A 22,339-nucleotide genomic window follows, 5' to 3' on the forward strand; every position below is an offset into this window, starting at 1 on the left:
TCAGGTGCCATAGGCGCGCCGCGCGCCTGTCACCGTCTCCGCCGCCACCAGAAGCGTGTCGGCGATCACGTCGCACTCGGCGCGGGTCAGGCGCGCAGGCAAGCGCACATCGCAGGCCCGCATCAGCATCGCCCGCGTGCGCGGCAAGTCCGGCACCCCACCGGGCAGAAACCCCCAGTTCCAGAATGCGCGCGCATTGTCGGCGCTCTGTCCGAAAACCTGCACCTTGATGCCACGCGCGGCCGCCTCTTCGACAAAAGCGGAGATCTCGCGCTCGTCCAGTCTGACGAGGTTGAACTGGATCGAATCGGGCGCGCGTTCCTCGCCTGCCAGCGCCCGCGGCACCGAGAACCAGGCAGAGGCGTCAAGCCGTGCCGCCACGTGATCGTGATTGGCCCGTCCCGCCCGCACCCGGTGCGCGATCTCGGGGATCTGCGCGCGGATGATCGCCGCCGAAAGATTGTTGAGCCGCAGATTGTAAAGCGGCAGCCGGTTTTGCCAGCGGGCAAACGCCCCTTCCAGCGTGGCATCGGGCGCATCCATGTGCTTGGCCCAGTTGTGCTCATAGGCCCCCGACATGATCACCGCCCGCGCCACCAGATCGGCATCGTCCGTGATCAGGATACCCCCCTCGCCCGCATTCACCAGCTTGTAGGACTGGAAGCTGAAACAGCCGACGCGCCCGATCGTGCCGATCCGCCGCCCGCGCCAGAGCGTGCCCAGCGAATGCGCGGCATCCTCGATCACCGGCAGACCGTGCGCCTCGGCCATGGACATGATCGCATCCATGTCCGAGGTATGCCCGCGCATATGGCTCACAAGAACGGCATCGACGCCCCCCAGCCGCGCCTCGAAATCCGCCAGATCGATCCGGTAGTTCTCTCCCACCTCGCACAGCACCGGCACACAGTCGGCATGGATGACCGAAGAGGGCACGGCGGCAAAGGTGAAACCGGGGATCAGAACCTTTGCCCCGCGCGGCAGGCCAAGCGCCTTGAGCGACAAGAACAGCGCCGCCGAGCACGACGAGACCGCCAGCGCATAGCGCACTCCCATGGCCTGCGCGAACTCGCGCTCCAGGAGTGTCACCGGCGCATCTTGCGGCGCGGTATAGCGGAACAGATCGCCGCTCGACAAAAGGCGCTCGATCTCGGCGCGGGCGGTTTCGGGGATGGGATCAGCGGCGTGAACATTGGGCATTCGGGTCATGTTTTCGGCTTTCCTGAAACTGGACTTCGGATTTACCAAACATATAGGGCCAAAATATGACGGTTTGTCAAAGCCTGTCAGAACCCCAGCCGGTCGCGCAGCGCAAACCAGCTCATCGCCAGCACCAGAAGCGGGCTGCGCAGCGCTGCGCCACCGGGAAAGGGCGGGCATGGCACCCGCGCCATGCACTCGAATCCGCCCGCCTGTCCCTGCACCGCCTTGGCCATGAGCCGCCCCGCCAATGTCGCCGTGCCCACGCCGTGCCCCGAATACCCCGAGGCCGACAGGATGTTGGGCGCAAGCCGCGCCAGGCATGGCATCCGCCGCAGGGTGATGGCGAGCGTCCCGCCCCAGGCATATTCGAGCGGCACGCCCGCCAGATGCGGAAAGATCTCCAGCATCGGCTTCGCCACCGTCGCCCGGATATCGCGCGGAAACCGGTAGCCATAGCTCTCGCCGCCGCCGAACAGGAGCCGCCCGTCATGGCTCAGTCGAAAGTAGTTCACCACGAATTTCGTATCCGCCACGGCCACATCGCGCGTCAGCACGCGCCGCGCGTCTTCGCCCAGAGGGGCGGTTGCCACGATGAAATTGTTGATCGGCATGACCCGCGCGGCAACCCGGCGATCAAGCCCGCCCAGATAGCCGTTGCAGGCCAGGATCAGATGATCGGCCTCGACATGGCCCGCATCGGTGGCCACGCGCACCCGCGCCCCCCGCCGGATATCATGCACCTCCGAGCCCTCATGAATCCGCACCCCCGCCGCGTCGGCCGCCCGCGCCAGACCGAGCGCATAGGCCAAAGGGTGCAGATGTGCTGCCCCCATATCGAGCGTGCCCCCCTTGTAGGCGGGCGACGGGCAGAGCGCGGCGAAACCCTCGGCATCGAGCGTCTCGATCTGCCCGTAGCCATAGCGCGCGGACAGATGCTCGGCATAGGCGTGCTCCCCGGCCACCTCGCGCGCCGTGAAGCAGGCATGGGCCACGCCCGGTTTCAGGTGACAGTCGATGCCGTGGCGCGCGACCAGCGACTTCACAAGGTCCTTGGCCTCCTCGGCCAGGCGCCACAGATGCGCGGCGTCGTCCGCGCCCACCAGCCGCTCCAGCGCGGTCTGTTCCATGCGCTGCCCGCTGCCCAATTGCCCGCCATTGCGCCCCGAGGCACCGAACCCGACGCGCTGCGCCTCGAGGAGGACCACGTCAAACCCCGCCTCGGCCAGATGCAGCGCCGCCGAAAGGCCGGTATAACCGCCCCCCACCACGCAGACATCGGCCCGCACAGCCCCCTTGAGCGGCGCGAAACGCGGCAACGGCGCGACGGTGGCCGCATACCAGCTATCGGGATATTTCCCGCGCCGGTCATTGGCATGGAGCAGGTTCATCGTTTCACCGTTCAGGAAATACTCAAGACTCAGCGCCTTCCGCCAGGCTCAGACATTGAGCAGGAGATGCTCGCGCTCCCACGGGCTGATGACTTGCAGGAATTCCTCGTATTCGGTGCGTTTCACGATGGCGTAGACGCGGGCGAATTCGGGTCCGAGGATGTCGTGGAGGTCTTTCGCCTCCTCGAACATGTCAAGCGCATCTCCCATCACGTTGGGAATATCCGGCTCGCCGGAATAGGCGTCACCCTTGAACTGCTTGTCGGGCCATTCTTCCTTGATGATCCCGAGCAGGCCGCAGGCAAGGCTGGCCGCGATCCCCAGATAGGGGTTGCAATCCATCCCCGCCATCCGGTTTTCCACCCGGCGCGAGTCCGGCCCCGAAAGCGGCACCCTAATGCCCGTCGTGCGGTTGTCGCGCCCCCAGGCCAGGTTGATGGGGGCTGCGTGATCCTTGACGTAGCGCCGGTAGGAATTGACATAAGGGGCCAGCACCGCGATGGCCGAGGGCAGATGCTTTTGCAGGCCGCCGATGAAGTGGAAAAACGCATCCGTCTCGCCGCCCTGCGGCCCGGCGAAAAGGTTGCGCCCGGTCTCGATGTCGAGGATCGAGTGATGGATATGCATGGCGCTGCCCGGCTCGTCCGCGATCGGCTTGGCCATGAAGGTGGCGAAACAGTCATGGCGCAGCGCCGCCTCGCGGATGAGCCGCTTGAAATAGAACACCTCGTCGGCCAGCTTGATCGGGTCGCCATGGCGAAGGTTGATCTCGAGTTGCCCCGCGCCGCCCTCCTGGGTGATGCCGTCGATCTCGAAACCCTGCGCCTCGGCGAAATCGTAGATATCGTCAATGACGGGACCGAATTCATCGACCGCCGTCATCGAATAGGCCTGCCGCGCGGCCGCCGGGCGGCCCGAGCGGCCCATCATCGGCTTGATGCTTTGCGCCGGGTCCAGGTTGCGCGCGACAAGGAAGAATTCCATTTCGGGGGCGACAACCGGCTTCATCCCGCGCGCATGATACAGCTCGACCACCCGGCGCAGCACGTTGCGCGGGCTGTAGGGGATCGGCGCGCCCTCTCGGTCAAAGGCGTCGTGGATCACCTGAAGCGTCCAGTCCGCGGTCCAGGGCGCGGCGGTGGCGGTGCTCATGTCGGGGCGCAGGATCATGTCGCGCTCGATGAACCCCTCCTCGCCCGCCGCCTCGCCCCAGTCGCCGGTGATGGTCTGGTAAAAGATCGAATCGGGCAGGTGGAAATACTGCTGGCGCGCGAACTTGGTCGCGGGCACCGCCTTGCCGCGCGCGATGCCGGGCAGGTCCGAGATGATGCACTCCACCTCGTCGAGGCGGCGGTTTTCCAGATAGGCCTGCGCGGCACGCGGCAGGGTGGCGGTGAGTTGGCTCAGATCAGCCATGGCTTGCGTCTTTCTTCAGGACGGCGGCGATGATTTCGGCCATGGCCGCGCTGTCGGTTGGGGTGTCGAGCAGGCCGCGCGCGTGATCGCGCAACGGATCGGGGACCACGCCGATGGCGCGATGTTCGATCAATCGGTCCATCATGGTGGCGCCGAATTCCGGGTGGGGCTGAACCGTAAAGATCCGGTCGCCATAGCGCAGCGCGGCGACCTCGCAACCCTCGGCGCGGCCCACCACCTCGGCTCCGGGCGGCACGGTCACGACCTGATCCTGATGCCAGGCGTTGAGGGTGAGGGGCGTGCCGTCGATCTCATACTCCGTGGCCCCGACGCGCCAGCCGCCCGCGTGTTTTACCACAGAGCCGCCAAGCGCCTGCGCGATGATCTGATGGCCAAAGCAGACGCCCACCAGCGGCCTTCCCGCATCGCGGATCTCGCGGATGAGCGTCTCGAGCGGCGCGATCCAGGGGTGATCCTCGTAGGCCCCATGTTTCGAGCCGGTGATCAGCCAGCCATCGGCGGCGTGCGGCCCTGCGGGAAACTCTCCGTCCACCACGTTGAAGGGCGCGAACTCGAACCCCTGCCCGTCGAGCAGGCGCGCGAACATCGCGTCATAATCGCCCAGCTCGCCCAGGACGATATCCGGGGCGTGGCCGGTCTTGAGGATGCCGATTTTCATGGGGCCTCTTTTTGATCAAATTATTGGGGCGGCAGATGCGCCAGCCTACACCGTTTCCAGATAGGTCTTCCAGTGGTCGCGTGCGGGGATCTCGGACATGTCCCGCAACTCCTGCCGCTTGGTCATCACAAGATTGGCGATGAGATCGGGCGAAAAGATGCGCCGGATCAAGGGGTTCTCATCGAAACGGATGATCGCCGTCGCCCAGTCCGGGGCCAGTTGCGGCAGGTCTGCCTCATAGGCGTTGCCGGTGATCGGTTCGGGCGGGGTCATGCCATCCTCGATCCCGGTGATCGCCGCGCCGAGAATGGCGGCGAAGGTCAGGTAGGGGTTTATATCGCCCCCCGCGACGCGATGCTCGATGCGCCGCGCGGTATTGGGGCCGCCGGGGATGCGCACGGCGGCGGTGCGGTTCTCATAACCCCAGCCCGCCCCTGTCGGGGCGTGCGCACCGGGCACAAGTCGCGTGTAACTGTTTGAATGCGGTGCGAAAATGAGTGTCGAGGCCGGCATGGCCGCAAGGCATCCGGCCACCGCAGAGAGCAGAAGATCGGTGCCGCGCGCCGTGCCGTCGTCAAACACGTTGCGGCCCGCAGTATCGAGCACCGAGAAATGCATGTGCATCCCGTTGCCGCTGTCATCCGGGAACGGCTTGGCCATGAAACTGGCGACAAACCCATGCCGCCGCGCCATGCCCTTGATAAGGTTCTTGAAAAGCCAGGTGTCATCGGCGGCGCGCAGGGCCGATTGATGGCGCAGGGTCAATTCGAACTGCCCGATTCCCGCCTCCGAGATGGCCGATTCCACCGGAATCTCCATCTCGGCCCCGGCGGAATAGAGCGCGCTGAGAAACGCATCGAACGCATCCATTTGCCCGAGACTGAGGATGCCGGGGGCCTTCATGCGCCGCCCGGATCGCGGATCACGCACGGTTTTCAACAGCTTGCCGGACGGATCGACCAGCGTGAACTCAAGCTCGGTGGCGGCGAAAACCTCCCATCCCCGGGCGGCAAAGCGCGCAAGAACGCTGGCCAGCGCGTGGCGCGGATCACCCGCGAAGGGCGTGCCATCCTCGTGGTGCATGACCATCGGCACAAGGGCCTGTGGCTCTTCGAGCCAGGGCAAGGGCACCGCGCCACGTTCGGTGGGAAAAAGCCGCCCGTCAATGTCGCCGCTTTCGAAAACCAGCGGCGAATTTTCGATATCGGCCCCGAAAACATCAAGGTTCAAGGAGCTTAGCGGCATACGCACCGAGCCATCCGAGAGTTTGTCGGCAAAGCTGGCGGGCAGACGCTTGCCGCGCATCCGACCGTTGAGATCGCACGCGGCCACGCGGAAGGTCTGGAACTGTGTGAGGTCCATCGGAAAACACCTGATTGAGGATGCACAGAGCCTAGCCCGGCGCGGGGGGATTTGCCAAGCATAATTTGATCAAAAGTTTTCGAAGACGGTGCAGGGCTGTTTCCCGTCGCCTTCGTCCGGCCTGATCGGACGATCCTCTGCTCGGGAGGTCCTCGGGTCAAGCCCGAGGATGACGGGGAAAGCGGCTCAACTGAGGCTCTGCTGCCAGCGCGTTTCGAGCGCTTCGATGGCGGCGATACGCTCGGCGGTCTTCGGGTGGCTGAGCAGCCAGGCGGGCATGGCCCCGCCCGCCCCCGAGGTCAGCGCCTCGAGCTTCTGGAACAGCGACTTTTGCGGCCCCGTGCCGATCCCCGCCTTGGTCAGAAGGGCCGCAGCATAGGCGTCGGCCTCGTATTCGTCGCCGCGCGACAGGCGCGCCGCCAGAAGCGTCGTCAACCCGTTGGCGATGAGCACCCCCACCCCTGGCAGAAACCGCGACAGCATCATGGCCAGCGCCGTGCGCAGCGCGTTCTGCCCGGAAAAGTCGATCATCCGCCGCCGCGAATGCCCGAGCGCCACATGGCCAAGCTCGTGGGCGATGACCGAACCCATTTCCTCGGCGCTGACCTCTCCGGTCTGGAATTTCCGGTAGAAGCCACGGGTGATGAAGATGCGCCCGTCCGGCGCGGCAAGCCCGTTCACAGGGTCTATCTCGTAAAGATGCACCCGCACGCGCGGCAGATCGAGCGCCCGCGCCAGCCGGTCGCACACGGCCTTGAGCCGGGGATCGGCCAGTTCGGTCGAGCGCGCGTCAAGCTCGCGCGTGGTGCGCCAGACCGAGAGGCGATACATGGCAATCGCATAGAGCAGTGCCAGAAGGATGGGCATGACCTTGAACATGCGTGAGATATGGGGCGCATGGGGCAGGCTGGCAAGCGCCGCATCGACCCGGAGCCTTGCACCCCCTGTCAAAGCGGGTAAGGTCCCTGACCGGACAACTACGGACGGACCTGCCGATGAAGACCCCGACAACGGATGCCTATGCGCTGATCCTCGAAGCCATCGACGTGGGCATGTTCAAGCCTGGTGACCGGCTTGTCGAGAGCGATCTGGCCGAGCGGTTCGGTGTCTCGCGCACTCCGATCCGCGAGGCGCTTCAGCGGCTGGAGACGCAATCCATGCTGACGCGCGACGGGCGCAGCCTGATCGTGGCCTCGCTCGACTACAACCAACTGGCCGAGCTTTACGTCGTGCGCGCCGAACTGGAGGGTCTGGCCGCCCAGCTTGCCGCGCGCCATGCCACGGCCGAGGAGGTGCGCGTGCTGCGCGACATGGTGGAGGATGACCGCGCGCTCCTGGGGCGCCCGCAGGAGCTGTCGCGCGCCAACCGGCGCTTTCACAAGCAGATCCACCTTGCCTCGCACAACCGGTTCCTGGTTCAGCAGCTTGACCTTGTGCATCGCTCCATGGCGCTTCTGGCGACCACCTCGCTGGCGGCGGAGGGGCGGGGCGAGGATGCGCTTGCCGAGCACGCGGCCATTGTCCGCGCCATCGAGGCGCGCGACGGAGAGGCGGCGGCAAAGGCCCTGCGCGACCATATCTCAAAGGCCTTCGTGACCCGGCTCAAGCTTGATTCCGGTGAGGTCAAATCCGCCATCTGAGCGGCGGCGCCCGCGCGCGGCCACAGACAGGCCATGCGCGGTCTTGTCCCAGAAGAACGGCTTGAAAACAAGCTCGTAGACCGCCTTGTAGGCGGCTATGGCGGCAAGCGGCGCATAGGCATGCATCGTCGGCACCCACGGCAACAGGTGAAGGTGACGCGGCCCCGAGACCGTGACCGCATGAATGCACATGCCGAGCACCTCGGCGGTCAGGAACATCGCGCAGATGAGCGCGAGCGCCGCGCGCGGGATCACCGGGTCGAGCGGGTGCGGCAGACCGAGGAGCACCAGCCAGAATGACCACAGCACCGGCGCAAGCAGGACCTGTGAGACGGCGGCGACGAAATGTGCCTGAAACCCCCAGAACCGGCGCGGCCCGAGTTGCGCATGGAGCCTTCGGGGTGCCCGCATGTGTACCAGCCATGTGATCATGTAGCCCTTGAGCCAACGCGAGCGTTGCTTGACCCAGGCCCAGGGGCGGCAATTGGCCTCTTCCTCGGTTACCGTGTCGATCATCCCGGTCCGGTAGCCGTGCCGCGCAAGCCGGAACCCAAGGTCGGCATCCTCGGTCACGTTATGCGCGTCCCAACCGCCCAGATCCTCGAGCACGTCGCGGCGGATATATAGCGTCGTGCCGCCAAGCGGCAGCGCAAGGCCAAGCTGTTCCATGCCGGGCATGAGTGTGCGGAACCAGGTGACGTATTCGATGGTAAAGCACCGCGCGAGCCAGTTCTGGCGCGGGTTGTAGTAGTCGAGCACGCCCTGAAGGCAGACCAGATCGCGCGGTGCGCTCTGGAACCGGCGCGCGACGCGGGTGATCTGATCGGGGTCGGGCGCGTCCTCGGCGTCGAAGATGCCGACGATCTCACCCTGGCAGAAATCGAGCGCGTAATTCATCGCGCGCGGCTTGGTGCGGGGCTGCCCGTCGGGCACCACCACGGGGCGCACCCAGGGCGGCAGATCGATGCCGGCCAGCGTGTCGCGGGTCAGGTGGTCCTCCTCTTCCAGCACGAGGATCACGTCGAGCAGGCATTTCGGATAGGTCAACCGCGACAGGCGCGCGACAAGGGCATGGGCGATGTCCGTCTCGCGGAAGAGAGGCACGAGGATCGAGACGCGCGGCAGGGGGCCGGCCACGGGCGTGGGCGATGGCGCGTTGCGCGTGGCCATGGCCGCCGCGAAAGCCGCGGCCTTGAGACCCGCAGTCACCATGAGCGTAAGCGCCGCCCAGACCGCGAGCGCGCCGAAAACCGCAATCGGAAATGCCACGCACAGCGCGCAGATCATCACCAATGCCGCGCATATCCACCACAAGCGCGCGCGCGACTGCGGCCGCCAGGTGCGGCAGCTCTCCGCTTCGGGGGTGCGGGCTGCGGCCATGTCGCGCAACTCGTCCCGGTAGAGCGCGGCCAGGCGGTCCTGAACCGCCGCGCGCGGGGCGATGATGGGCCGCGCGCGCGCCAGATCGTCCGGCAGGATGCCGCGCAGCCGATGCAGGCTCTCGGCCCCGTCATGGGCCAGTCTCGGCGCGCCCGTGTCATCGCGCAGAACCAGCGTGCCGTGCCTGAGCAGGATCCGCGGATCGAGCCCGGTCTCGACCACCTCGGCGCGCGACAGGGACGTGGCATCGAGCCTGCGGCTGTTGAGGTGGCGGGCATGGGCGGCCAACAGGTCCGCCTCCCGCGCCAGCCCTTCGGCCAGAAGGACGCGGTCAAGCGAGGTGTCGCACTGCCGTCTCACCAGCGCCGCGCGCGCGGCATCGGCCCGGCTGAGCACACCGCGCTGGACAAGATCGCGCCCGAGCCGGTCGACCGCGCCCCGATCACCCGCCACGCCGCCCTGCCGCAATTCGGAAATCCCCATCCCGTCGCTCCTGGCTGTCCTGGAGAAAAGGCTATCGGGCGGAGGGTTAACGAACGATTAATTATTGGTTAACGAAACGGGAAATCAAGCCGGGCCACTTACTTGGGCCGTATGGTCGCGGAGCTTGCCTCAGCGCTTGATGACGATGGACTGCCCGCTGGTCAGACCGATCACGTTCTCCGGCTTGTCCGCGAAAAACTCGTCAATCGCCTTCTTTGCGCCGGGGCAATCGGCAGAGCCGTAATCGTCGCACAGGATCACGCCACCGGAATTGACGCGCGGATAGAAGAACTCGATAGCCGCCATCGTTGGCTCATAAAGGTCCACATCCACATGAACGAGCGAAAAACGCTCGTTCTCGACCTCCCCGAAACGATCAGGGATCCAGCCCTTGTAGAGCACGACGCGGTCGCCGAAATCCGACAGGTTGCGGCGCACGATATCCTCGGCCACGGCCAGATCGCCTTTTGCCCAGGCCGAGCCGCCGCCCGACCTGGTATCATCCGCGCCAGGATCGGACAGGCCCTCGAAGGAATCGAAAATGAACAACCGCTTGGCGCTCTGTGGCCCGGCCCCGCCCAGCAGAAAGCGCGAGGATTTGCCGTAGCGCACGCCGCATTCGGCGAAATCGCCGGGGATGTCTCGCACCGAGCGCGCCGAGGCAAGCAAGGTGTAGGAACGGTCGTTCGGAACACCCTCGATGCCGCGCCGCTCAACCTCCTCGCGGGCGGCGACGAACTCCGCGTCGCGGAGCCAGATCATTTGGGGTTTGTAGACCTCAAAGCCCTTGATCGCCGAGATCCACTTGGCCAGCTTGTAATATTTGCGCCGGTAGCGGTCAGGACCCCAAAGGCGCTCGCCCAGATAATCAATACCTCTCATGATCATGAGCACGCCCTCCTTGACGCGACTGGTCATTGTCGGTGTTTGACGTTCCTGTCAACCCTCCGCCCGGTCGCGTCCAACGCATTCGTGACGTAACGTCATGCCGGTCAATGGGCTGAAGGTAAGGTTTTCCTGACGGGACAGGGCCGGGTTTTTTCCCCATACCCGCGCGAGCCGCTTTGGCTATCACGTCCGGTATCACGAGTGTGTCACGGTTAACGAACACAGGCGCGCCATCGCTCACGGTTTCGCGTGCCAGTGGGCCCCGGTGGAAACACCGGGGCTTTCTGCTGTCGGGAGCGGGGCCTCAATCGTTCAAATGCGCGGCAGTTCCCGCCCGTCTTGCGATCCGTTTTAACGGCTCCTTGAGAGGTCACGCAGCAAGCTGCCCGCGAGGAGCGGCGCGGCATGGTCAAAATGTTCGAGGCGGTCGATAACGAATTCGCGGTTGCCACCGGGCGCAATGTCAACAGCGGGCCCGGGCGCTCGACCTTCGACTATCCGCCGAACGGCACGTTCAACCTTGTCGTCACCTCGCACCCGGATGACACCAACCCCAACCTGTTCGAACCGGGCGAGACCTATTCACTCGGCTGGACCGGCAATGGCGGCGGCGGCACCATTCAGAATGCGACGATCATCCGCAGTGATGCCGCCCCCGGCGGGGACGGCGGGATCATCGTGTTCGAGGGCGTGACCGACAGGGGTGAGCTTGTCCATGTCGTCTGGACCCCAGATTTCGATCTCGAAGGCTGGTATTGGGACAATTTCAGCGCGGGCGCCTCGCCCGGTTTTCACACCGTTGACCAGAACGCGGCCTACAGCCATCAGGTTGTGTGTTTCGCTGCCGGAACCCGGATCGCCACGCCGCGCGGTGCCCGTCCTGTCGAGGTGCTGCGCCCCGGTGACATGGTCATGACGCGCGATCACGGGCCGCAACCGGTGGTCTGGGTCGCGCGGCGTGAGGGGACGGGTTTGGGGGCCAATGCGCCCGTCCTGTTTGCCCCCGGCAGCATCGGCAACCGGGCACCGCTGCGCCTGTCGCAACAGCATCGCGTGCTGATCGGCTCGGCCATGGCCGAGCTGATGTTCGCGGCGCCCGAGGTGCTTGTCCCGGCCAGGGCACTGATCGACGGGCAGGCCGTCCGCCTCATGCCCTGCGCGCGGATCACCTATGTTCATCTGCTCATGGGGCGGCACGAGATCCTTGACGCCGCCGATGGTGCCCCTTGCGAGAGTCTCTTGCCCGGCGATGTGGCCGAGGCCATCCTTGGTGCGGATCTGCCCGCTTGCGCAGGTCGTTTCCACGCGGCGCGCCCCGTGCTCACCTATCGAGAGGCGCTTTGCGTCACGGGTGCGCGCCTGCCGCCGCGCCTCCCCGCGCTGTGACCGGATCAGCCGAAGCGCGCGGACCAGGCGGGCAGCGTATCGCCTGCCATCGGTTGCGCCGCGTAAACCCCACGCGCCACCGCCCGCGCCAGGGCGCAGGCCGCCGCATGGCCGAGTGCGACCTCCTCGGCCAGGTCCGGCGCGCCGCGCGCGCCGGTCGCGGCGGCGAAGATCGCATCGCCATCCATCAGCGTATGGGACGGCACCAGCGCGCGCGCCAGCCCGTCATGCGCCGCCACGGCCAGCCGCGTGCACTGCGCCTTCGTGAGGCGGGCATCGGTTGCCACGATCCCGATGGTGGTATGCCCGTGCAGCGACAGCTTGGTCGGCGCGGCCATCGGATCGGGAAAGACACGCGCCACGCCGCGTCCGCCGAATTCCCCCCCGATCTCGAAGGGCGCGGCCCAGAACTGCGGCCCCTCACCCACCGTGGCAGAGCCGAGCGCATTGACCGCCACCAGCGCGCCCACCGTGACACCAGAGGGCAGGACGGCCGAGGCCGAGCCGATCCCGCCCTTGAGCGTCGCCGTCGTGGCCCCCGTCCCCGCCCCCGCCGTGCCGATCTCGAACATCTCGCCCGCCGCCGCCAGCGCCGCCCGCCCGAGCGCCTTGTAGGGGTTTTCGGTCCAGCCCTTGTCACCGCCATTGAGCAGGTCGAACAGGATCGCGGCCGGCACGATCGGCACACGCACCTCCCCCACGGCAAAGCCCCGTCCCATGGCACGCAAACCATCCGCCACGCCCGAGGCCGCATCGAGGCCGAAGGCCGAGCCGCCCGAGAGCACCAGCGCATCCACCGCCTGCACCGCGCGGTCAGGCGCCAGCAGATCGGTCTCACGCGTGCCCGGCGCGCCGCCCATGACATGCACGCCCGCCACGAACGGCGCGTCGCCCACCAGCACGGTGGCGCCAGAGCGCAGCACATGATTCCCGGCCTGCCCGACGCGCAGTCCGGCGACATCGGTGATCAGGTTGCGCGGCCCGGTGCGCGTCGTCATGATGGCTCCCTTGCGGTTCAGAGGTGATCGACCAGCTGCAAATGCTGCGCCAGCTGGTCCACCTCCGCAAGGTAGAGCGCGACCAGCCTGGGGTCATGCGGCGCGGCGCTCACCCCCGCCGGAATTTCACGCGCCAGCACTGACTCCACCGCCAGCGACACCGGCACCGACACGAGCCGCGCCATCGCCGTGCCCCGCGCATCGCCCCAGGCGTCCATCACATAGGTCTTGTGCCAGACGGTCTTGCCGCCACGCGCGGCCTTGAGGTCCACGCAGAGCACGACACGATCCGGCTCGCCCTCGGCATAGGCATGCGCCTGCCAGAAGGCTTCGGACATCTCCCGCAACCGCGCCTCGCCCGCCGCGCCGTCCAGCGTCTCGATTTCTGCAAAGACATCGCGCCACGCCTGTGCCCAGCCATTCAGCCGCAGCGTGCCGCGCACGAAATCGCGGACCTTCCAATCAGGATCAAAGCGATAGTCGGCGATGAAGGGCAGCGAATCGCGGTTGGGATAGACCTCGAAGCTCTCAGGTGCGGGCAGCGGCGCATCATAGCGCGAGATCGCGTCCCATGGCCGCGCCACGGTCAGTTCCGAGAAATTGCGGATCGAGCGCGAGGGCGCGTGCAGCGCCTTGAGCACCCCCAGCGGCGACCAGCTGAACTTGTAGCGGAAGGGGTTGGGGTGTTTCGGCACGCCGCCGCAATAGGACAGGAAGGACAGATCGTTGCCCGCGTCATACGCGCCCGAGGCGCGGTAATCGGCCACCAGATGATGCGCCATCAGATGATCAATGCCGGGATCAAGGCCGATCTCGTTGACAAGACACAGCCCCTTGTCGCGCGCCGCCCCGTCAAGCGCGCGCATCTCCGGCGAGATATAGGAGGACGACACGAAATGCGCGCCCCGCTCAAGGCAGAGCGTGGCCAGCGGCACATGCCAGTCGCCCGGCAGCATCGAGACCACCACATCGCCGGGGGCCAGCGCCGTGCCGAGCGCCTCCATGTCAAAGCCGCGGATATCGCCGGTCAGGTCCCCCACCGCCGCGCGCGCCTTGTCCACCGAGCGGTTCCAGACCGCAACGGGATGCCCCGCCGCGATCAGCCGCCGCAGGCCGGGGATGGCCGAAAGGCCGGTGCCGCACCAATGGATTGTCATGGTTCAGACCTCCTTTGCGTGAGTATCGAATGTGGCGCGCGCACGGCCCCACACGCCCTGATCCAGCGCGTCTAGTGTCAGAAGATGCGGCAGCAATTGCGCGGCGAAATCCTCCGAGGATTCGCGCGGCAAGAGCGACGGCAGGTTGTCGATCGCCATCACGTCGAGCGGCGGCGCATCCTGCACCCGCACCACCGGCGCGGCCCATGTGGTGGCGCGGTCATAGACCGGCACCGGGTTGTAATCGCTGTCGGGATCGCAGGCCACATCACCGATCACCGACAGCCGCCGGGGCGCGGTCAGCGCGGATTTCGGCACAAAGACCGGCGCGCCGGGACGCGCGAGGATGCAGTTGATGAAGATGTCATGATCGAGAATTTCGGGGAACGGCCCGCCATGGGCGGTCTCGGCCATGTCCCATTTGGTCACGCTGAGCCCCATCGCCGCGCAAAGATCGCTTGCCCCGGTGCCAACCCGGCCAAGCGCACCGATGACCAGCGCCGAGGGGCGGCGGTCGAGAGGTGCGAGACGTGCCGCCAGATCGGCGAGCAAGGCCTCGCGCCCGGTGAAGGTGGCCACCGCCGGACAGATCCCGCCCCCGGCTTGAGCCGCCCATGCCATCAGCGACACCGCCGCCCCGGCATAGCCCGCCCAATAGCCGAAGGCCGCGACGCGGCGGCCCGTCTCGTCCACCAGATATTCCAGATCGTAAAGCGCCCCGCCGCCCGCGCGGAACCGCTCCAGCAGGCGACGGCCCGAATGTTGCCCCTTGAAGGCATGGCCGAACATGATGTGGCGATGCGGCAGGGGCGTGCCGTCCTCGGGCAATTCCTTCAGCCCGAAGATGATCGCGTCACGCGGTGCCTCGGGCCAGGCACCTTCGGGCACGATGTCGCAACCCGCCGCGCGGTAGCCGTCGATCGCAATGGCGCGCGCCCTGCTCTCCTCCACGGTCACGGCAAAGCCCCGCCTGATCAGCGCTGCCGCGCCCTCGGGTGTGAGACCCACCCGTTCCTCGTTCGCGCGCTGCTCGGCGCGCACCCACAGATGTGTCATGCGGCCCCCTCAGATCATGCCGTCGGCCAGAACCCGCGCGACAGAGGTGCGCGCCGCCATCGCCGCGCGGAAGGCGTGGATTTTCGGGAAGGGCGCAAGATCCACCCCGTCGCCCTCCAGCCAGCCGGTGGCCACCCAAAGATAGGGGTCGGCAAGCGAAAACGCCTCGCCCAGAACATAAGTCCCGCGCAGCATGTGGGTTTCGACGAAACTCGCGCTGTCGGTCATTGTCTGCACCGCCTTGGCCTTCATGTCGGCAATCGAGCTTTCCTCGCTCGCCCATCGTTGCCCGCGCGCGCGATGCGCGTGGTTCACATGCATGGTGGAGGCGAGGTAATACATCGCCGCGCGCATGGTCGCGGCCTCATACGGGTCTTCGGGCCGCAGGCCCGCCAGCGGCGCGAGATCGGCGATGTAATCGAGGATCGCCCCCGTCTCGGTCAGGATGCCGTGCCCTGTCACCAGCGCGGGCACCCGACCCTTGGGGTTGATGGCGTGATAGTCGGGGCGCGTCTGCTCGCCCGCCCTGAAATCGAGACGCACCGGCTCGAACGCCAGCCCCGCCTCGTGCAGCGTGACGGCCACGGCCACGGCGATGGTGCCTTTTGCGTAATAGAGTTTCATCCCTGTCCCCTTCTCAGATGAATGTGCGTGCATGGGCGCGGTCGGGCGTATCGAGATGCGGCGTGGTGTTGAACGCGCCGACCATCAGCATCTCGTGCACATGATGCACCCGGTGAAGCGAACTGTTCATCACCTGAAGCATGACCTTCGACAGTCCCGGAATTCCCAGATGCAGCGCGTGTCGCATCACCATGCCGATGACGCCGCCCGATGTCACCACCAGAACCCGGCCCCCGGCCCCGTTCAGATCGTCGATGATCGACGCGACCCGCGCGGTGAAGGTGTCGAATGTCTCGGGCAGGCCGCTCAGCCCGCCCTCGGCCCAATGGGTGATGACCTGCGGCAGGTAGCGGGCGAACTCGGTGGCGTCGACAGGCGCGGGAATGCCGTGCTGCGCCTCTACGGCCTGTGCCAGCGCGAAATAGCTCAACTCGTCAAGCCGCGCATCGCTCTCGGACCCTGCATAGCCCATGGCCTCTGCGGTGCCTCTCTGGCGGTTGAGCGTGCCGGTGACGACGTGATCGAAATGCGGATTGGTGGCGCGCAGATGCGCCCCCAGCCATTCGGCCTGCTGCACCCCCAGCGCCGATAGACGGTCATAGCCCGCCTCGTCGGTGGCGTGGCTATTGGCCTGCCCGTGCCGCACCAGAATGATTTCGGTCATCGCGTCTCTCCGCCTGTCGGGCCGGACGTTAGCGCCGGAGCGGAGCGGGGGAAAGGCGTCATCCGCCGGACTGTCCGCGATTTCCCGTCAGATCGTGGTGCCGCGTGAGGGGATCGAACCCCCGACCTTCGCTTTACAAGAGCGCTGCTCTACCAGCTGAGCTAACGCGGCACGTCGATAACGCGCTGATTAAAGCCATTCGCGGGCGCGGGCAAGCGGGCCGCGCCCGCCGATTGCGGTTTTCCTTGGCCGAAAACGGCTTATAGTGGCGCAAAATCACCCGAAAGAGGCACATCAGAGGTATGCAGGTCGTCATTCACGCCGGGGCGCACATGACCGATGAGGACAGGCTCGTCACCTGTCTGCGCGACAATTTCGAGGCGCTGCGCGCGCGCGGCACGCTCGTGCCCCTTCCCGAGAGCTATCGCCGCCCGATTCGGGAATTGTTCCAGACCGCGCAAGCCAATGTTCTTCCTGAGGACGCGCGCGCCTCGGTGCTCGGCGTGACCGGGGCCGATGAGGCGACGGCGCGGCTTGTGCTGTCCAATCACGGGTTTTTCGGCACGCCCAAGATGACCGTGGGCAGCGGGCGGTTCTATGCCGCCGCCGAGATGCGGCTTGCGCAGTTGCGGCAGATGTTCGCGGGCGACGGGATCGAGCTGTTTCTGGCGCTGCGCAACCCGGCGACCTTTCTGCCCGCGCTGCTGCCGGATACCCCGTTCGCCACCGTGGCCGACCTTCTGCGCGGTGACGACCCGATGACCCTGCGCTGGTCCGAAACGGTCGCGCGGCTGCGCGCGGCCTTTCCCGACATGGCGCTGACGGTCTGGTGCAATGAAGACACGCCGATGATCTGGGGCGAGGTGTTGCGCAAGATGGCCGGGGTGGACCCCGAGACGCCGCTTGCCGGTGAATTCGCGCTGCTGCCCGAGATCATGTCGGCACCGGGGCTCAAACGCTTTCACGACTATGTCGCAAGCCGTCCGGGCCTGACCGAGGAGCAGAAACGCCGCGTGGTGGCGGCGTTTCTCGACAAGTTCGCGGACGAGGCGGCCATCGAGGAAGAGCTTGACGTGCCCGGCTGGGATGCCGCGCTCGTCGATCGCCTCAGCGCGCTCTACGACGCCGATATGGAGACCATCGCCGCCATGGACGGGGTCACGTTCATCGCGCCGTAAAGAACGCGGGCGCGGCGCGCCTATCCCTTGGTCCTGAGTCCCATCAGCGCCGCGGCAAAGGGATTGTCGGGGTCGATGCGGTCCTTTTTCTCGGGACGTGCCGAGAAGCTCTTGGCGCGGTCCTCGCGGTCCTCACGCGGCTTGCCTTTGCCGGGTTTGCCGCCCCTTGGCCGGTCGCCGCCGGACTTCTTGCCCGGTTTGGCGCGTTCGCCACGGTTATGGCCCTCAGCCTGTGCGGGGCGCTCGGGGCGGCGGCTGCGCGGGGCCCATGTGAAGGTATAGAACACCTCGATTTCGGGCGCGGCTACCTCGGGTGTCTCGCCGGGTGTCAGGTCGGCCTCGGGGGCTTCGCTGATCTCTGCGGCAATTTCGGCCTCGGGGTTCGGTTCTTCCGCCAGCGGCGATACGCCCGCGTCGGGAATGGCCTCGGCCGCTTGCTCGACGGTCTCGGGCGCGGGCTCCGCCTCGGTTGCGGCATCGGCGGGGGCCTCGGCCATGGCCTGATCCACCGGCTTGACCTTCTCACGCTCGGCCTTCTCGGCGCGGTAGCCCAGCCCCTGCATCAATCCGGCAAACTGTTCCAGCGTCATGCCGGTGATCGAGAGCATGTCCGGCGTCGCCTCGAAACCGGCGCGTGTATCGGCGCTGCGCAGCATGTCGGCCAGCCGCTCCAGCATGTCGATGCGAATCGCCCGCTCGCCCGCCGCGCGATAACCCGCCATGGTGAAGTAGCCCCGCGGCGCGCCCGTCTGAGCGGGCACGGTCACCAGGCCCGGCGGCGGGGCCTCGGGGAACTCGTCCAGCCCGGTGCTGAGCGACCACAGCACCAGCCGCAGCCGCGTCGGCGCGGGCTTGAGCAGAAGCGGCAGAAAAACGGTGAACTGCCCGAAGCGCACGCCATGCTTGCGCAACGCGCCGCGCGCCTCCTGATCGAGCGCCTTGACCTCCTCTGCCACGTCGCCGCGCGGGATCACCCCCATCGCCTCGACAAGGCGAAAGCCGAAGCCGCGCGCCATGCCGCTCAGCGTCTCGTCGCGGCTGATCGCGGTCAGCGGCTCGAACAGCGTCGTCACCTTGCGGTCGATGAAATGTTGCAGGCGGCGCTGCACCTTGGCGGCGATATCCGGCCCGGCCTCGTCATCCACGAAGGCCGTGGCCAGCGGCTTCATCGGGTCCGCCCCGGCCACCAGCTTGCCCACCGCGTCCTTGCCCCACAGGAGGCCGCCCTGCTCGGTAAAGTCGATCTCGGTATCGGGCGCGTTGTAGAAGCGATCCGCCTTGAGATGGAAATGCGGGGCGAGCGCGGCAAGGCTGGCCTGCTCCAGCGTGCGCGCCTCCTGACCGGCGGCGGCCTTGTCACGGATAAAGCGGAACCCTTCGAGACGGCCCACGAATTCGCCTTCGACGCTGACCGCGCCCTGATCGTTCACTTCGGCCACCATGGCCTCCTTCTGCTTGAGCCGGCGCATCAGCACGGATGTGCGCCGGTCCACAAATCTCTGGGTCAGCGCCCCATGCAGCGCGTCCGACAGGCGGTCTTCTACAGCGCGCGTCGCCTCTCGCCAATGGGTTTCGTCATCCACCCATCCCTTGCGCTGTGCGACATAGGTCCAGGTGCGGATATGCGCGAGACGTTTCGACAGCGTGTCGATATCGCCATCCACGCGGTCGATGCGGTGGATCTGCTGGCCCAGCCAGTCATCGGGCACGCGGCCAAGCTCGTGCAGGTCGCAAAAGATGCGCTCCAGAAGGCTGGCGTGCTCGGCGGCGCTGATGCCGCGAAAATCGGGAATGCGGCAGACATCCCACAGCAAGCGCACGGCAGGGGCACCCATGGCGCGCGCGCGCACATCCGGCACATCTGCGAGCGTCTTGAGCGCGGCCAGATCGTCCGCTTCGCGGGCACGCACAAGCAATTCATGTTCGGGCCGCGCTTCCAGCGACGCGATGAGCGCCTGTGCAGAGCCGAAGGCAAGCCGCGCGTTGCGCCATTCCAGCTTGCGCACCGGGGCAAAGCGGTGGTCGGTGATCGCCTGCGCGAGGTCCGGCTCCAGATCGGGGGCCTCGCCGGTCACGCCGAAGGTGCCGTCGCGCATGCCCCGCCCCGCACGGCCCGCGATCTGGCCCAGCTCATGCGGGAAAAGCGGGCGCATCCGCGTCCCGTCGAACTTGGTCAGCGACGAGAACGCCACATGATCGATATCGAGGTTGAGGCCCATGCCGATGGCGTCCGTCGCCACCAGGTAATCCACATCGCCATTCTGATAAAGCGCCACCTGCGCGTTGCGCGTGCGCGGGCTGAGCGCGCCCATCACCACCGCCGCCCCGCCCTTTTGCCGCCGGATCAACTCGGCGATGGCATAGACGTTCTCCACCGAAAAGCCGACGATGGCGCTGCGCGCGGGCATGCGCGAAATCTTGCGCGGGCCGGTATAGCTGAGTTGCGACATGCGTTCGCGGCCCAGAAACTCCACCCCCGGCACCAGCGCGGCAATGGTGGGCCGCATCGTATGGCTGCCCAGAAACTGCGTCTCGCGTGTCCCGCGCATCCGAAGCAGGCGGTCGGTGAAGACATGGCCGCGCTCGGGGTCCGCGCAAAGCTGGATCTCGTCGATGGCGACGAAATCCGTGCCCATCCCCTCCGGCATCGCCTCGACGGTGCAGACCCAGTATTGCGCGCGCGGCGGAACAATGCGTTCCTCGCCGGTGACAAGCGCCACCACCGATGGGCCGCGCGCGGCCACGATCTTGTCATAGACCTCGCGCGCCAGCAGGCGCAGCGGCAGCCCGATGATCCCGGTGCGGTAGCCCAGCATCCGCTCGATGGCGTAATGGGTCTTGCCGGTATTGGTCGGGCCCAGAACCGCGAGGATTCTCGACTGCTCGGACATCCGCCCCGTTCCTCTTGCCTGTGCGTCCGGGCCTTGTGCGCCCGCTCAGAGCGTCGCGCCACCCAGCTTGCGCGACACGCGTTCCAGGGTCGTGCCTATCTCTTCGTGGTGAGGATGTATAGCTTGGGCGCGCATCAGGGCATCATGCGCCAATTCGGGACGGTCCATCTTGTCGAGGATCACGCCCAGCCCGTAGATCGCGTTGAAATGGCGCGGCTCAAGTGCCAGTACCCGCTCGATGTCATGAAGCGCCAGCCCATACCGCTCCTGCCGGTAAAAGGCGATGGAGCGCAGGTGCCAGGCTTCGGCGAAATCCGGCGCGTGATCTATGGCGGCGCTCAGATGTTCGACCGCCATGGCCAGATCGCCCGCCTCGATCGCGTCCTCGCCACGGCGCAACAGAAGGTCCATCGCCGGAGAGCCCGAGCGCGACAGTTCAAGCTCGATCTCCGCGGCAACGCGCCGCGCCTCGGCCGGGTCTGCCCCGGAAAGCTGCGCGAAGAGGTCGTCAAGCCGGTTTTCCTGCGCCCCGAGAGGTAGGGAAAACATGACTACCGCCAGACCTGCCGCGACGATACGGTTGAGATGTTTCATGACGTCTCCCATAACGTGCCTAGTGTAGCGCGGATTGGCGGGATGCAAAGCCCCGTCATCGCAAACGTGAAAGGACACAGAAATGAGCGACGTGATTGCAGCCGCCGTGAAGGCGCTCAACGAAAAGATGGGTGACGAAGGTTTTGACGGCTCCGCGAAATTCGTGATCGAGGGCGAGGGCGGCATCGTGCTCGACGCCTCCGGCGCGCGCGCCGCCGACGATGAGACCGACGTGACCCTTTCGGCCGATACCGAGACGTTCCAGGCGATTCTCTCGGGCGATCTCGACCCGACGGCGGCGTTCATGTCGGGGCGCCTCTCTGTCGATGGCGACATGGGCATGGCGATGAAGCTTGGCAGCGTCCTCGCCTGATGGAGGCTGCGCCGCTTTTCTCCGAGGTGGCGGACGGTCCCGGTGACGGGGCCGCCTTCTGGCTGCGCACGGTGGACGGGCCGCGCATTCGCGTGGGTCTCTGGCACCGGGCAGCCACGAAGGGCACGGTGCTGCTCTTTCCGGGGCGCACCGAATATGTCGAGAAATACGGCCGCGCGGCGCGGGACTTTGCCGCGCACGGCTATGCCACGCTGGCGGTGGACTGGCGCGGGCAGGGACTGGCCGACCGGCTGACCGGCGACACCATGGCCGGTCATGTCCATCACTTCATCGACTATCAGCAGGACGTGGCCGCGATGATCGCGGCGGCGCAGGCGCTCGATCTGCCGCGCCCCTGGCATCTGCTGGCGCATTCCATGGGCGGCTGTATCGGTCTGCGCGCGGTCATGGCGGGGCTTGACGTCAAAAGCGTCGTCTTTTCCGGGCCGATGTGGGGCATCCAGATGGGTGCGGCGCTGCGCCCCTTCGCCTGGTCGCTTGGGTGGGGCGCGCGGCGGCTTTGCCTCGATCATGTCTACGCGCCCAGCACCGGGGCAGAGCATTACGTCCTGTCGGAGCCGTTCGAAACCAACAAGCTGACCAATGACCGCGAGATGTGGGGCTACATGGCCCGCCAGCTCGAGGCGCATCCCGAGCTTGGCATCGGCGGCCCGAGCCTGCGCTGGCTGCACGAGGCGCTGATGGAGATGCGCGCGCTTGCCCGCCGCCCCTCGCCCGCCCTGCCCTGTCTCACGCTTCTGGGCAGCGACGAGGAGATCGTCGATCCGCGCCGCATCCATGACCGCATGGCCCATTGGCCCGGCGTCCGGTTCGAGATTGTCCCCGGCGGACGGCACGAGACGCTGATGGACACGCCCGCGATGCGGGCGCGGCTCTTCGGGCTGATCTGTGACTTCTACGACAGCGCGGGCATGGCACCGGCGCGCGCGGTGTCCTGAGAGGGCCCGCGCGCTCCGGA

20 protein-coding genes and 1 tRNA gene are annotated in these 22,339 nt (G+C 66.7%); 5 read left to right on the forward strand and 16 right to left on the reverse strand.

Annotated features, from left to right (window positions below):
* From ACSSV8_RS02650 to ACSSV8_RS02675, 6 genes are all read right to left on the reverse strand, one after another.
* The gene (locus ACSSV8_RS02650; RefSeq protein ID WP_454281420.1) at nt 1–1,209 is read right to left on the reverse strand and encodes a DegT/DnrJ/EryC1/StrS family aminotransferase; all 1,209 of its coding nucleotides are present in this window, start codon (nt 1,207–1,209) and stop codon (nt 1–3) included.
* Nucleotides 1,210–1,286: 77 nt separating this feature from the next.
* Nucleotides 1,287–2,591: an NAD(P)/FAD-dependent oxidoreductase gene (locus ACSSV8_RS02655; RefSeq protein WP_454281421.1), complete on the reverse strand. Its 1,305-nt coding sequence runs from the start codon at nt 2,589–2,591 to the stop codon at nt 1,287–1,289.
* Nucleotides 2,592–2,639: 48 nt separating this feature from the next.
* Nucleotides 2,640–4,007 (reverse strand): glutamine synthetase family protein, encoded by a 1,368-nt coding sequence (locus ACSSV8_RS02660; RefSeq protein ID WP_454281422.1) that lies wholly within the window; start codon nt 4,005–4,007, stop codon nt 2,640–2,642.
* Nucleotides 4,000–4,686 (reverse strand): type 1 glutamine amidotransferase, encoded by a 687-nt coding sequence (locus ACSSV8_RS02665; RefSeq protein WP_454281423.1) that lies wholly within the window; start codon nt 4,684–4,686, stop codon nt 4,000–4,002. Before ACSSV8_RS02665 ends, ACSSV8_RS02660 begins: the two co-directional genes overlap by 8 nt.
* Before the next feature lie 45 nt (nt 4,687–4,731).
* Nucleotides 4,732–6,048: a glutamine synthetase family protein gene (locus ACSSV8_RS02670; RefSeq protein ID WP_454281424.1), complete on the reverse strand. Its 1,317-nt coding sequence runs from the start codon at nt 6,046–6,048 to the stop codon at nt 4,732–4,734.
* Between the two features lie 186 nt (nt 6,049–6,234).
* Nucleotides 6,235–6,927 carry a M48 family metalloprotease gene (locus tag ACSSV8_RS02675; RefSeq protein WP_354537096.1) on the reverse strand — a complete coding sequence of 231 codons (693 nt, stop codon included), beginning with the start codon at nt 6,925–6,927 and terminating at the stop codon, nt 6,235–6,237.
* 116 nt (nt 6,928–7,043) lie between these two features.
* On the opposite strand from ACSSV8_RS02675, the gene ACSSV8_RS02680 reads away from it, so the two are divergent.
* A complete protein-coding gene (locus ACSSV8_RS02680; protein WP_354537097.1) occupies nt 7,044–7,688 on the forward strand; it encodes a GntR family transcriptional regulator in 645 nt (214 codons plus the stop codon).
* Here the strand turns inward: ACSSV8_RS02680 and ACSSV8_RS02685 are convergent.
* Complete coding sequence (locus ACSSV8_RS02685; protein ID WP_454281425.1) at nt 7,629–9,551, reverse strand: glycosyltransferase; 1,923 nt, start codon at nt 9,549–9,551, stop codon at nt 7,629–7,631. The genes ACSSV8_RS02680 and ACSSV8_RS02685 overlap by 60 nt on opposite strands.
* Before the next feature lie 129 nt (nt 9,552–9,680).
* Nucleotides 9,681–10,439, reverse strand: coding sequence for a TylF/MycF/NovP-related O-methyltransferase (locus ACSSV8_RS02690; RefSeq protein WP_454281426.1), 759 nt, complete (start codon nt 10,437–10,439; stop codon nt 9,681–9,683).
* Between the two features lie 405 nt (nt 10,440–10,844).
* Between ACSSV8_RS02690 and ACSSV8_RS02695 the strand changes: the two genes are divergently transcribed.
* Nucleotides 10,845–11,825, forward strand: coding sequence for a Hint domain-containing protein (locus ACSSV8_RS02695; RefSeq protein ID WP_454281427.1), 981 nt, complete (start codon nt 10,845–10,847; stop codon nt 11,823–11,825).
* A 5-nt stretch (nt 11,826–11,830) separates the two neighbouring features.
* Here ACSSV8_RS02695 and ACSSV8_RS02700 read toward each other — a convergent pair whose 3' ends face one another.
* The 6 genes from ACSSV8_RS02700 to ACSSV8_RS02725 all read right to left on the reverse strand — a co-directional run bounded on the left by ACSSV8_RS02700 (nt 11,831) and on the right by ACSSV8_RS02725 (nt 16,495).
* Nucleotides 11,831–12,823: a P1 family peptidase gene (locus ACSSV8_RS02700; RefSeq protein WP_454281428.1), complete on the reverse strand. Its 993-nt coding sequence runs from the start codon at nt 12,821–12,823 to the stop codon at nt 11,831–11,833.
* 17 nt (nt 12,824–12,840) lie between these two features.
* Entirely contained in the window at nt 12,841–13,980 is a 1,140-nt protein-coding gene (locus ACSSV8_RS02705) for a saccharopine dehydrogenase family protein (RefSeq protein WP_454281429.1), read from the reverse strand.
* A 3-nt stretch (nt 13,981–13,983) separates the two neighbouring features.
* Nucleotides 13,984–15,036 carry a saccharopine dehydrogenase gene (locus ACSSV8_RS02710; RefSeq protein ID WP_454281430.1) on the reverse strand — a complete coding sequence of 351 codons (1,053 nt, stop codon included), beginning with the start codon at nt 15,034–15,036 and terminating at the stop codon, nt 13,984–13,986.
* Between the two features lie 9 nt (nt 15,037–15,045).
* On the reverse strand, nt 15,046–15,660 hold the full coding sequence (locus ACSSV8_RS02715; protein ID WP_454281431.1) for a glutathione S-transferase family protein: 615 nt from the start codon (nt 15,658–15,660) through the stop codon (nt 15,046–15,048).
* Nucleotides 15,661–15,673: 13 nt separating this feature from the next.
* On the reverse strand, nt 15,674–16,324 hold the full coding sequence (locus ACSSV8_RS02720) for a histidine phosphatase family protein (RefSeq protein WP_354537105.1): 651 nt from the start codon (nt 16,322–16,324) through the stop codon (nt 15,674–15,676).
* A 95-nt stretch (nt 16,325–16,419) separates the two neighbouring features.
* Nucleotides 16,420–16,495: transfer RNA gene (locus ACSSV8_RS02725), tRNA-Thr, on the reverse strand.
* 131 nt (nt 16,496–16,626) lie between these two features.
* Here ACSSV8_RS02725 and ACSSV8_RS02730 point away from each other — a divergent pair.
* Complete coding sequence (locus ACSSV8_RS02730) at nt 16,627–17,502, forward strand: hypothetical protein (protein WP_454281432.1); 876 nt, start codon at nt 16,627–16,629, stop codon at nt 17,500–17,502.
* Nucleotides 17,503–17,522: 20 nt separating this feature from the next.
* Here ACSSV8_RS02730 and ACSSV8_RS02735 read toward each other — a convergent pair whose 3' ends face one another.
* Complete coding sequence (locus tag ACSSV8_RS02735; protein ID WP_454281433.1) at nt 17,523–20,393, reverse strand: helicase-related protein; 2,871 nt, start codon at nt 20,391–20,393, stop codon at nt 17,523–17,525.
* 45 nt (nt 20,394–20,438) lie between these two features.
* Nucleotides 20,439–20,987 (reverse strand): tetratricopeptide repeat protein, encoded by a 549-nt coding sequence (locus ACSSV8_RS02740; RefSeq protein ID WP_454281434.1) that lies wholly within the window; start codon nt 20,985–20,987, stop codon nt 20,439–20,441.
* 82 nt (nt 20,988–21,069) lie between these two features.
* Here ACSSV8_RS02740 and ACSSV8_RS02745 point away from each other — a divergent pair, with 82 nt between their 5' ends.
* Nucleotides 21,070–21,360: an SCP2 sterol-binding domain-containing protein gene (locus ACSSV8_RS02745; RefSeq protein ID WP_354537109.1), complete on the forward strand. Its 291-nt coding sequence runs from the start codon at nt 21,070–21,072 to the stop codon at nt 21,358–21,360.
* Nucleotides 21,360–22,319 carry an alpha/beta hydrolase gene (locus ACSSV8_RS02750; RefSeq protein WP_354537110.1) on the forward strand — a complete coding sequence of 320 codons (960 nt, stop codon included), beginning with the start codon at nt 21,360–21,362 and terminating at the stop codon, nt 22,317–22,319. The genes ACSSV8_RS02745 and ACSSV8_RS02750 overlap by 1 nt, the downstream gene beginning before the upstream one ends.
* Nucleotides 22,320–22,339: the final 20 nt, after the last annotated feature.

The sequence above is a fragment of the Roseovarius sp. MBR-79 genome, assembly GCF_053628555.1.

Excerpts from the sequence above, each read along its gene's own strand:
- ACSSV8_RS02650 (WP_454281420.1), bottom strand. The coding sequence starts at position 1,209 with ATGACCCGAATGCCCAATGTTCACGCCGCTGATCCCATCCCCGAAACC.
- ACSSV8_RS02655 (WP_454281421.1), bottom strand. The coding sequence starts at position 2,591 with ATGAACCTGCTCCATGCCAATGACCGGCGCGGGAAATATCCCGATAGC.
- ACSSV8_RS02660 (WP_454281422.1), bottom strand. The coding sequence starts at position 4,007 with ATGGCTGATCTGAGCCAACTCACCGCCACCCTGCCGCGTGCCGCGCAG.
- ACSSV8_RS02665 (WP_454281423.1), bottom strand. The coding sequence starts at position 4,686 with ATGAAAATCGGCATCCTCAAGACCGGCCACGCCCCGGATATCGTCCTG.
- ACSSV8_RS02670 (WP_454281424.1), bottom strand. The coding sequence starts at position 6,048 with ATGGACCTCACACAGTTCCAGACCTTCCGCGTGGCCGCGTGCGATCTC.
- ACSSV8_RS02675 (WP_354537096.1), bottom strand. The coding sequence starts at position 6,927 with ATGTTCAAGGTCATGCCCATCCTTCTGGCACTGCTCTATGCGATTGCC.
- ACSSV8_RS02680 (WP_354537097.1), top strand. The coding sequence starts at position 7,044 with ATGAAGACCCCGACAACGGATGCCTATGCGCTGATCCTCGAAGCCATC.
- ACSSV8_RS02685 (WP_454281425.1), bottom strand. The coding sequence starts at position 9,551 with ATGGGGATTTCCGAATTGCGGCAGGGCGGCGTGGCGGGTGATCGGGGC.
- ACSSV8_RS02690 (WP_454281426.1), bottom strand. The coding sequence starts at position 10,439 with ATGATCATGAGAGGTATTGATTATCTGGGCGAGCGCCTTTGGGGTCCT.
- ACSSV8_RS02695 (WP_454281427.1), top strand. The coding sequence starts at position 10,845 with ATGGTCAAAATGTTCGAGGCGGTCGATAACGAATTCGCGGTTGCCACC.
- ACSSV8_RS02700 (WP_454281428.1), bottom strand. The coding sequence starts at position 12,823 with ATGACGACGCGCACCGGGCCGCGCAACCTGATCACCGATGTCGCCGGA.
- ACSSV8_RS02705 (WP_454281429.1), bottom strand. The coding sequence starts at position 13,980 with ATGACAATCCATTGGTGCGGCACCGGCCTTTCGGCCATCCCCGGCCTG.
- ACSSV8_RS02710 (WP_454281430.1), bottom strand. The coding sequence starts at position 15,036 with ATGACACATCTGTGGGTGCGCGCCGAGCAGCGCGCGAACGAGGAACGG.
- ACSSV8_RS02715 (WP_454281431.1), bottom strand. The coding sequence starts at position 15,660 with ATGAAACTCTATTACGCAAAAGGCACCATCGCCGTGGCCGTGGCCGTC.
- ACSSV8_RS02720 (WP_354537105.1), bottom strand. The coding sequence starts at position 16,324 with ATGACCGAAATCATTCTGGTGCGGCACGGGCAGGCCAATAGCCACGCC.
- ACSSV8_RS02730 (WP_454281432.1), top strand. The coding sequence starts at position 16,627 with ATGCAGGTCGTCATTCACGCCGGGGCGCACATGACCGATGAGGACAGG.
- ACSSV8_RS02735 (WP_454281433.1), bottom strand. The coding sequence starts at position 20,393 with ATGTCCGAGCAGTCGAGAATCCTCGCGGTTCTGGGCCCGACCAATACC.
- ACSSV8_RS02740 (WP_454281434.1), bottom strand. The coding sequence starts at position 20,987 with ATGAAACATCTCAACCGTATCGTCGCGGCAGGTCTGGCGGTAGTCATG.
- ACSSV8_RS02745 (WP_354537109.1), top strand. The coding sequence starts at position 21,070 with ATGAGCGACGTGATTGCAGCCGCCGTGAAGGCGCTCAACGAAAAGATG.
- ACSSV8_RS02750 (WP_354537110.1), top strand. The coding sequence starts at position 21,360 with ATGGAGGCTGCGCCGCTTTTCTCCGAGGTGGCGGACGGTCCCGGTGAC.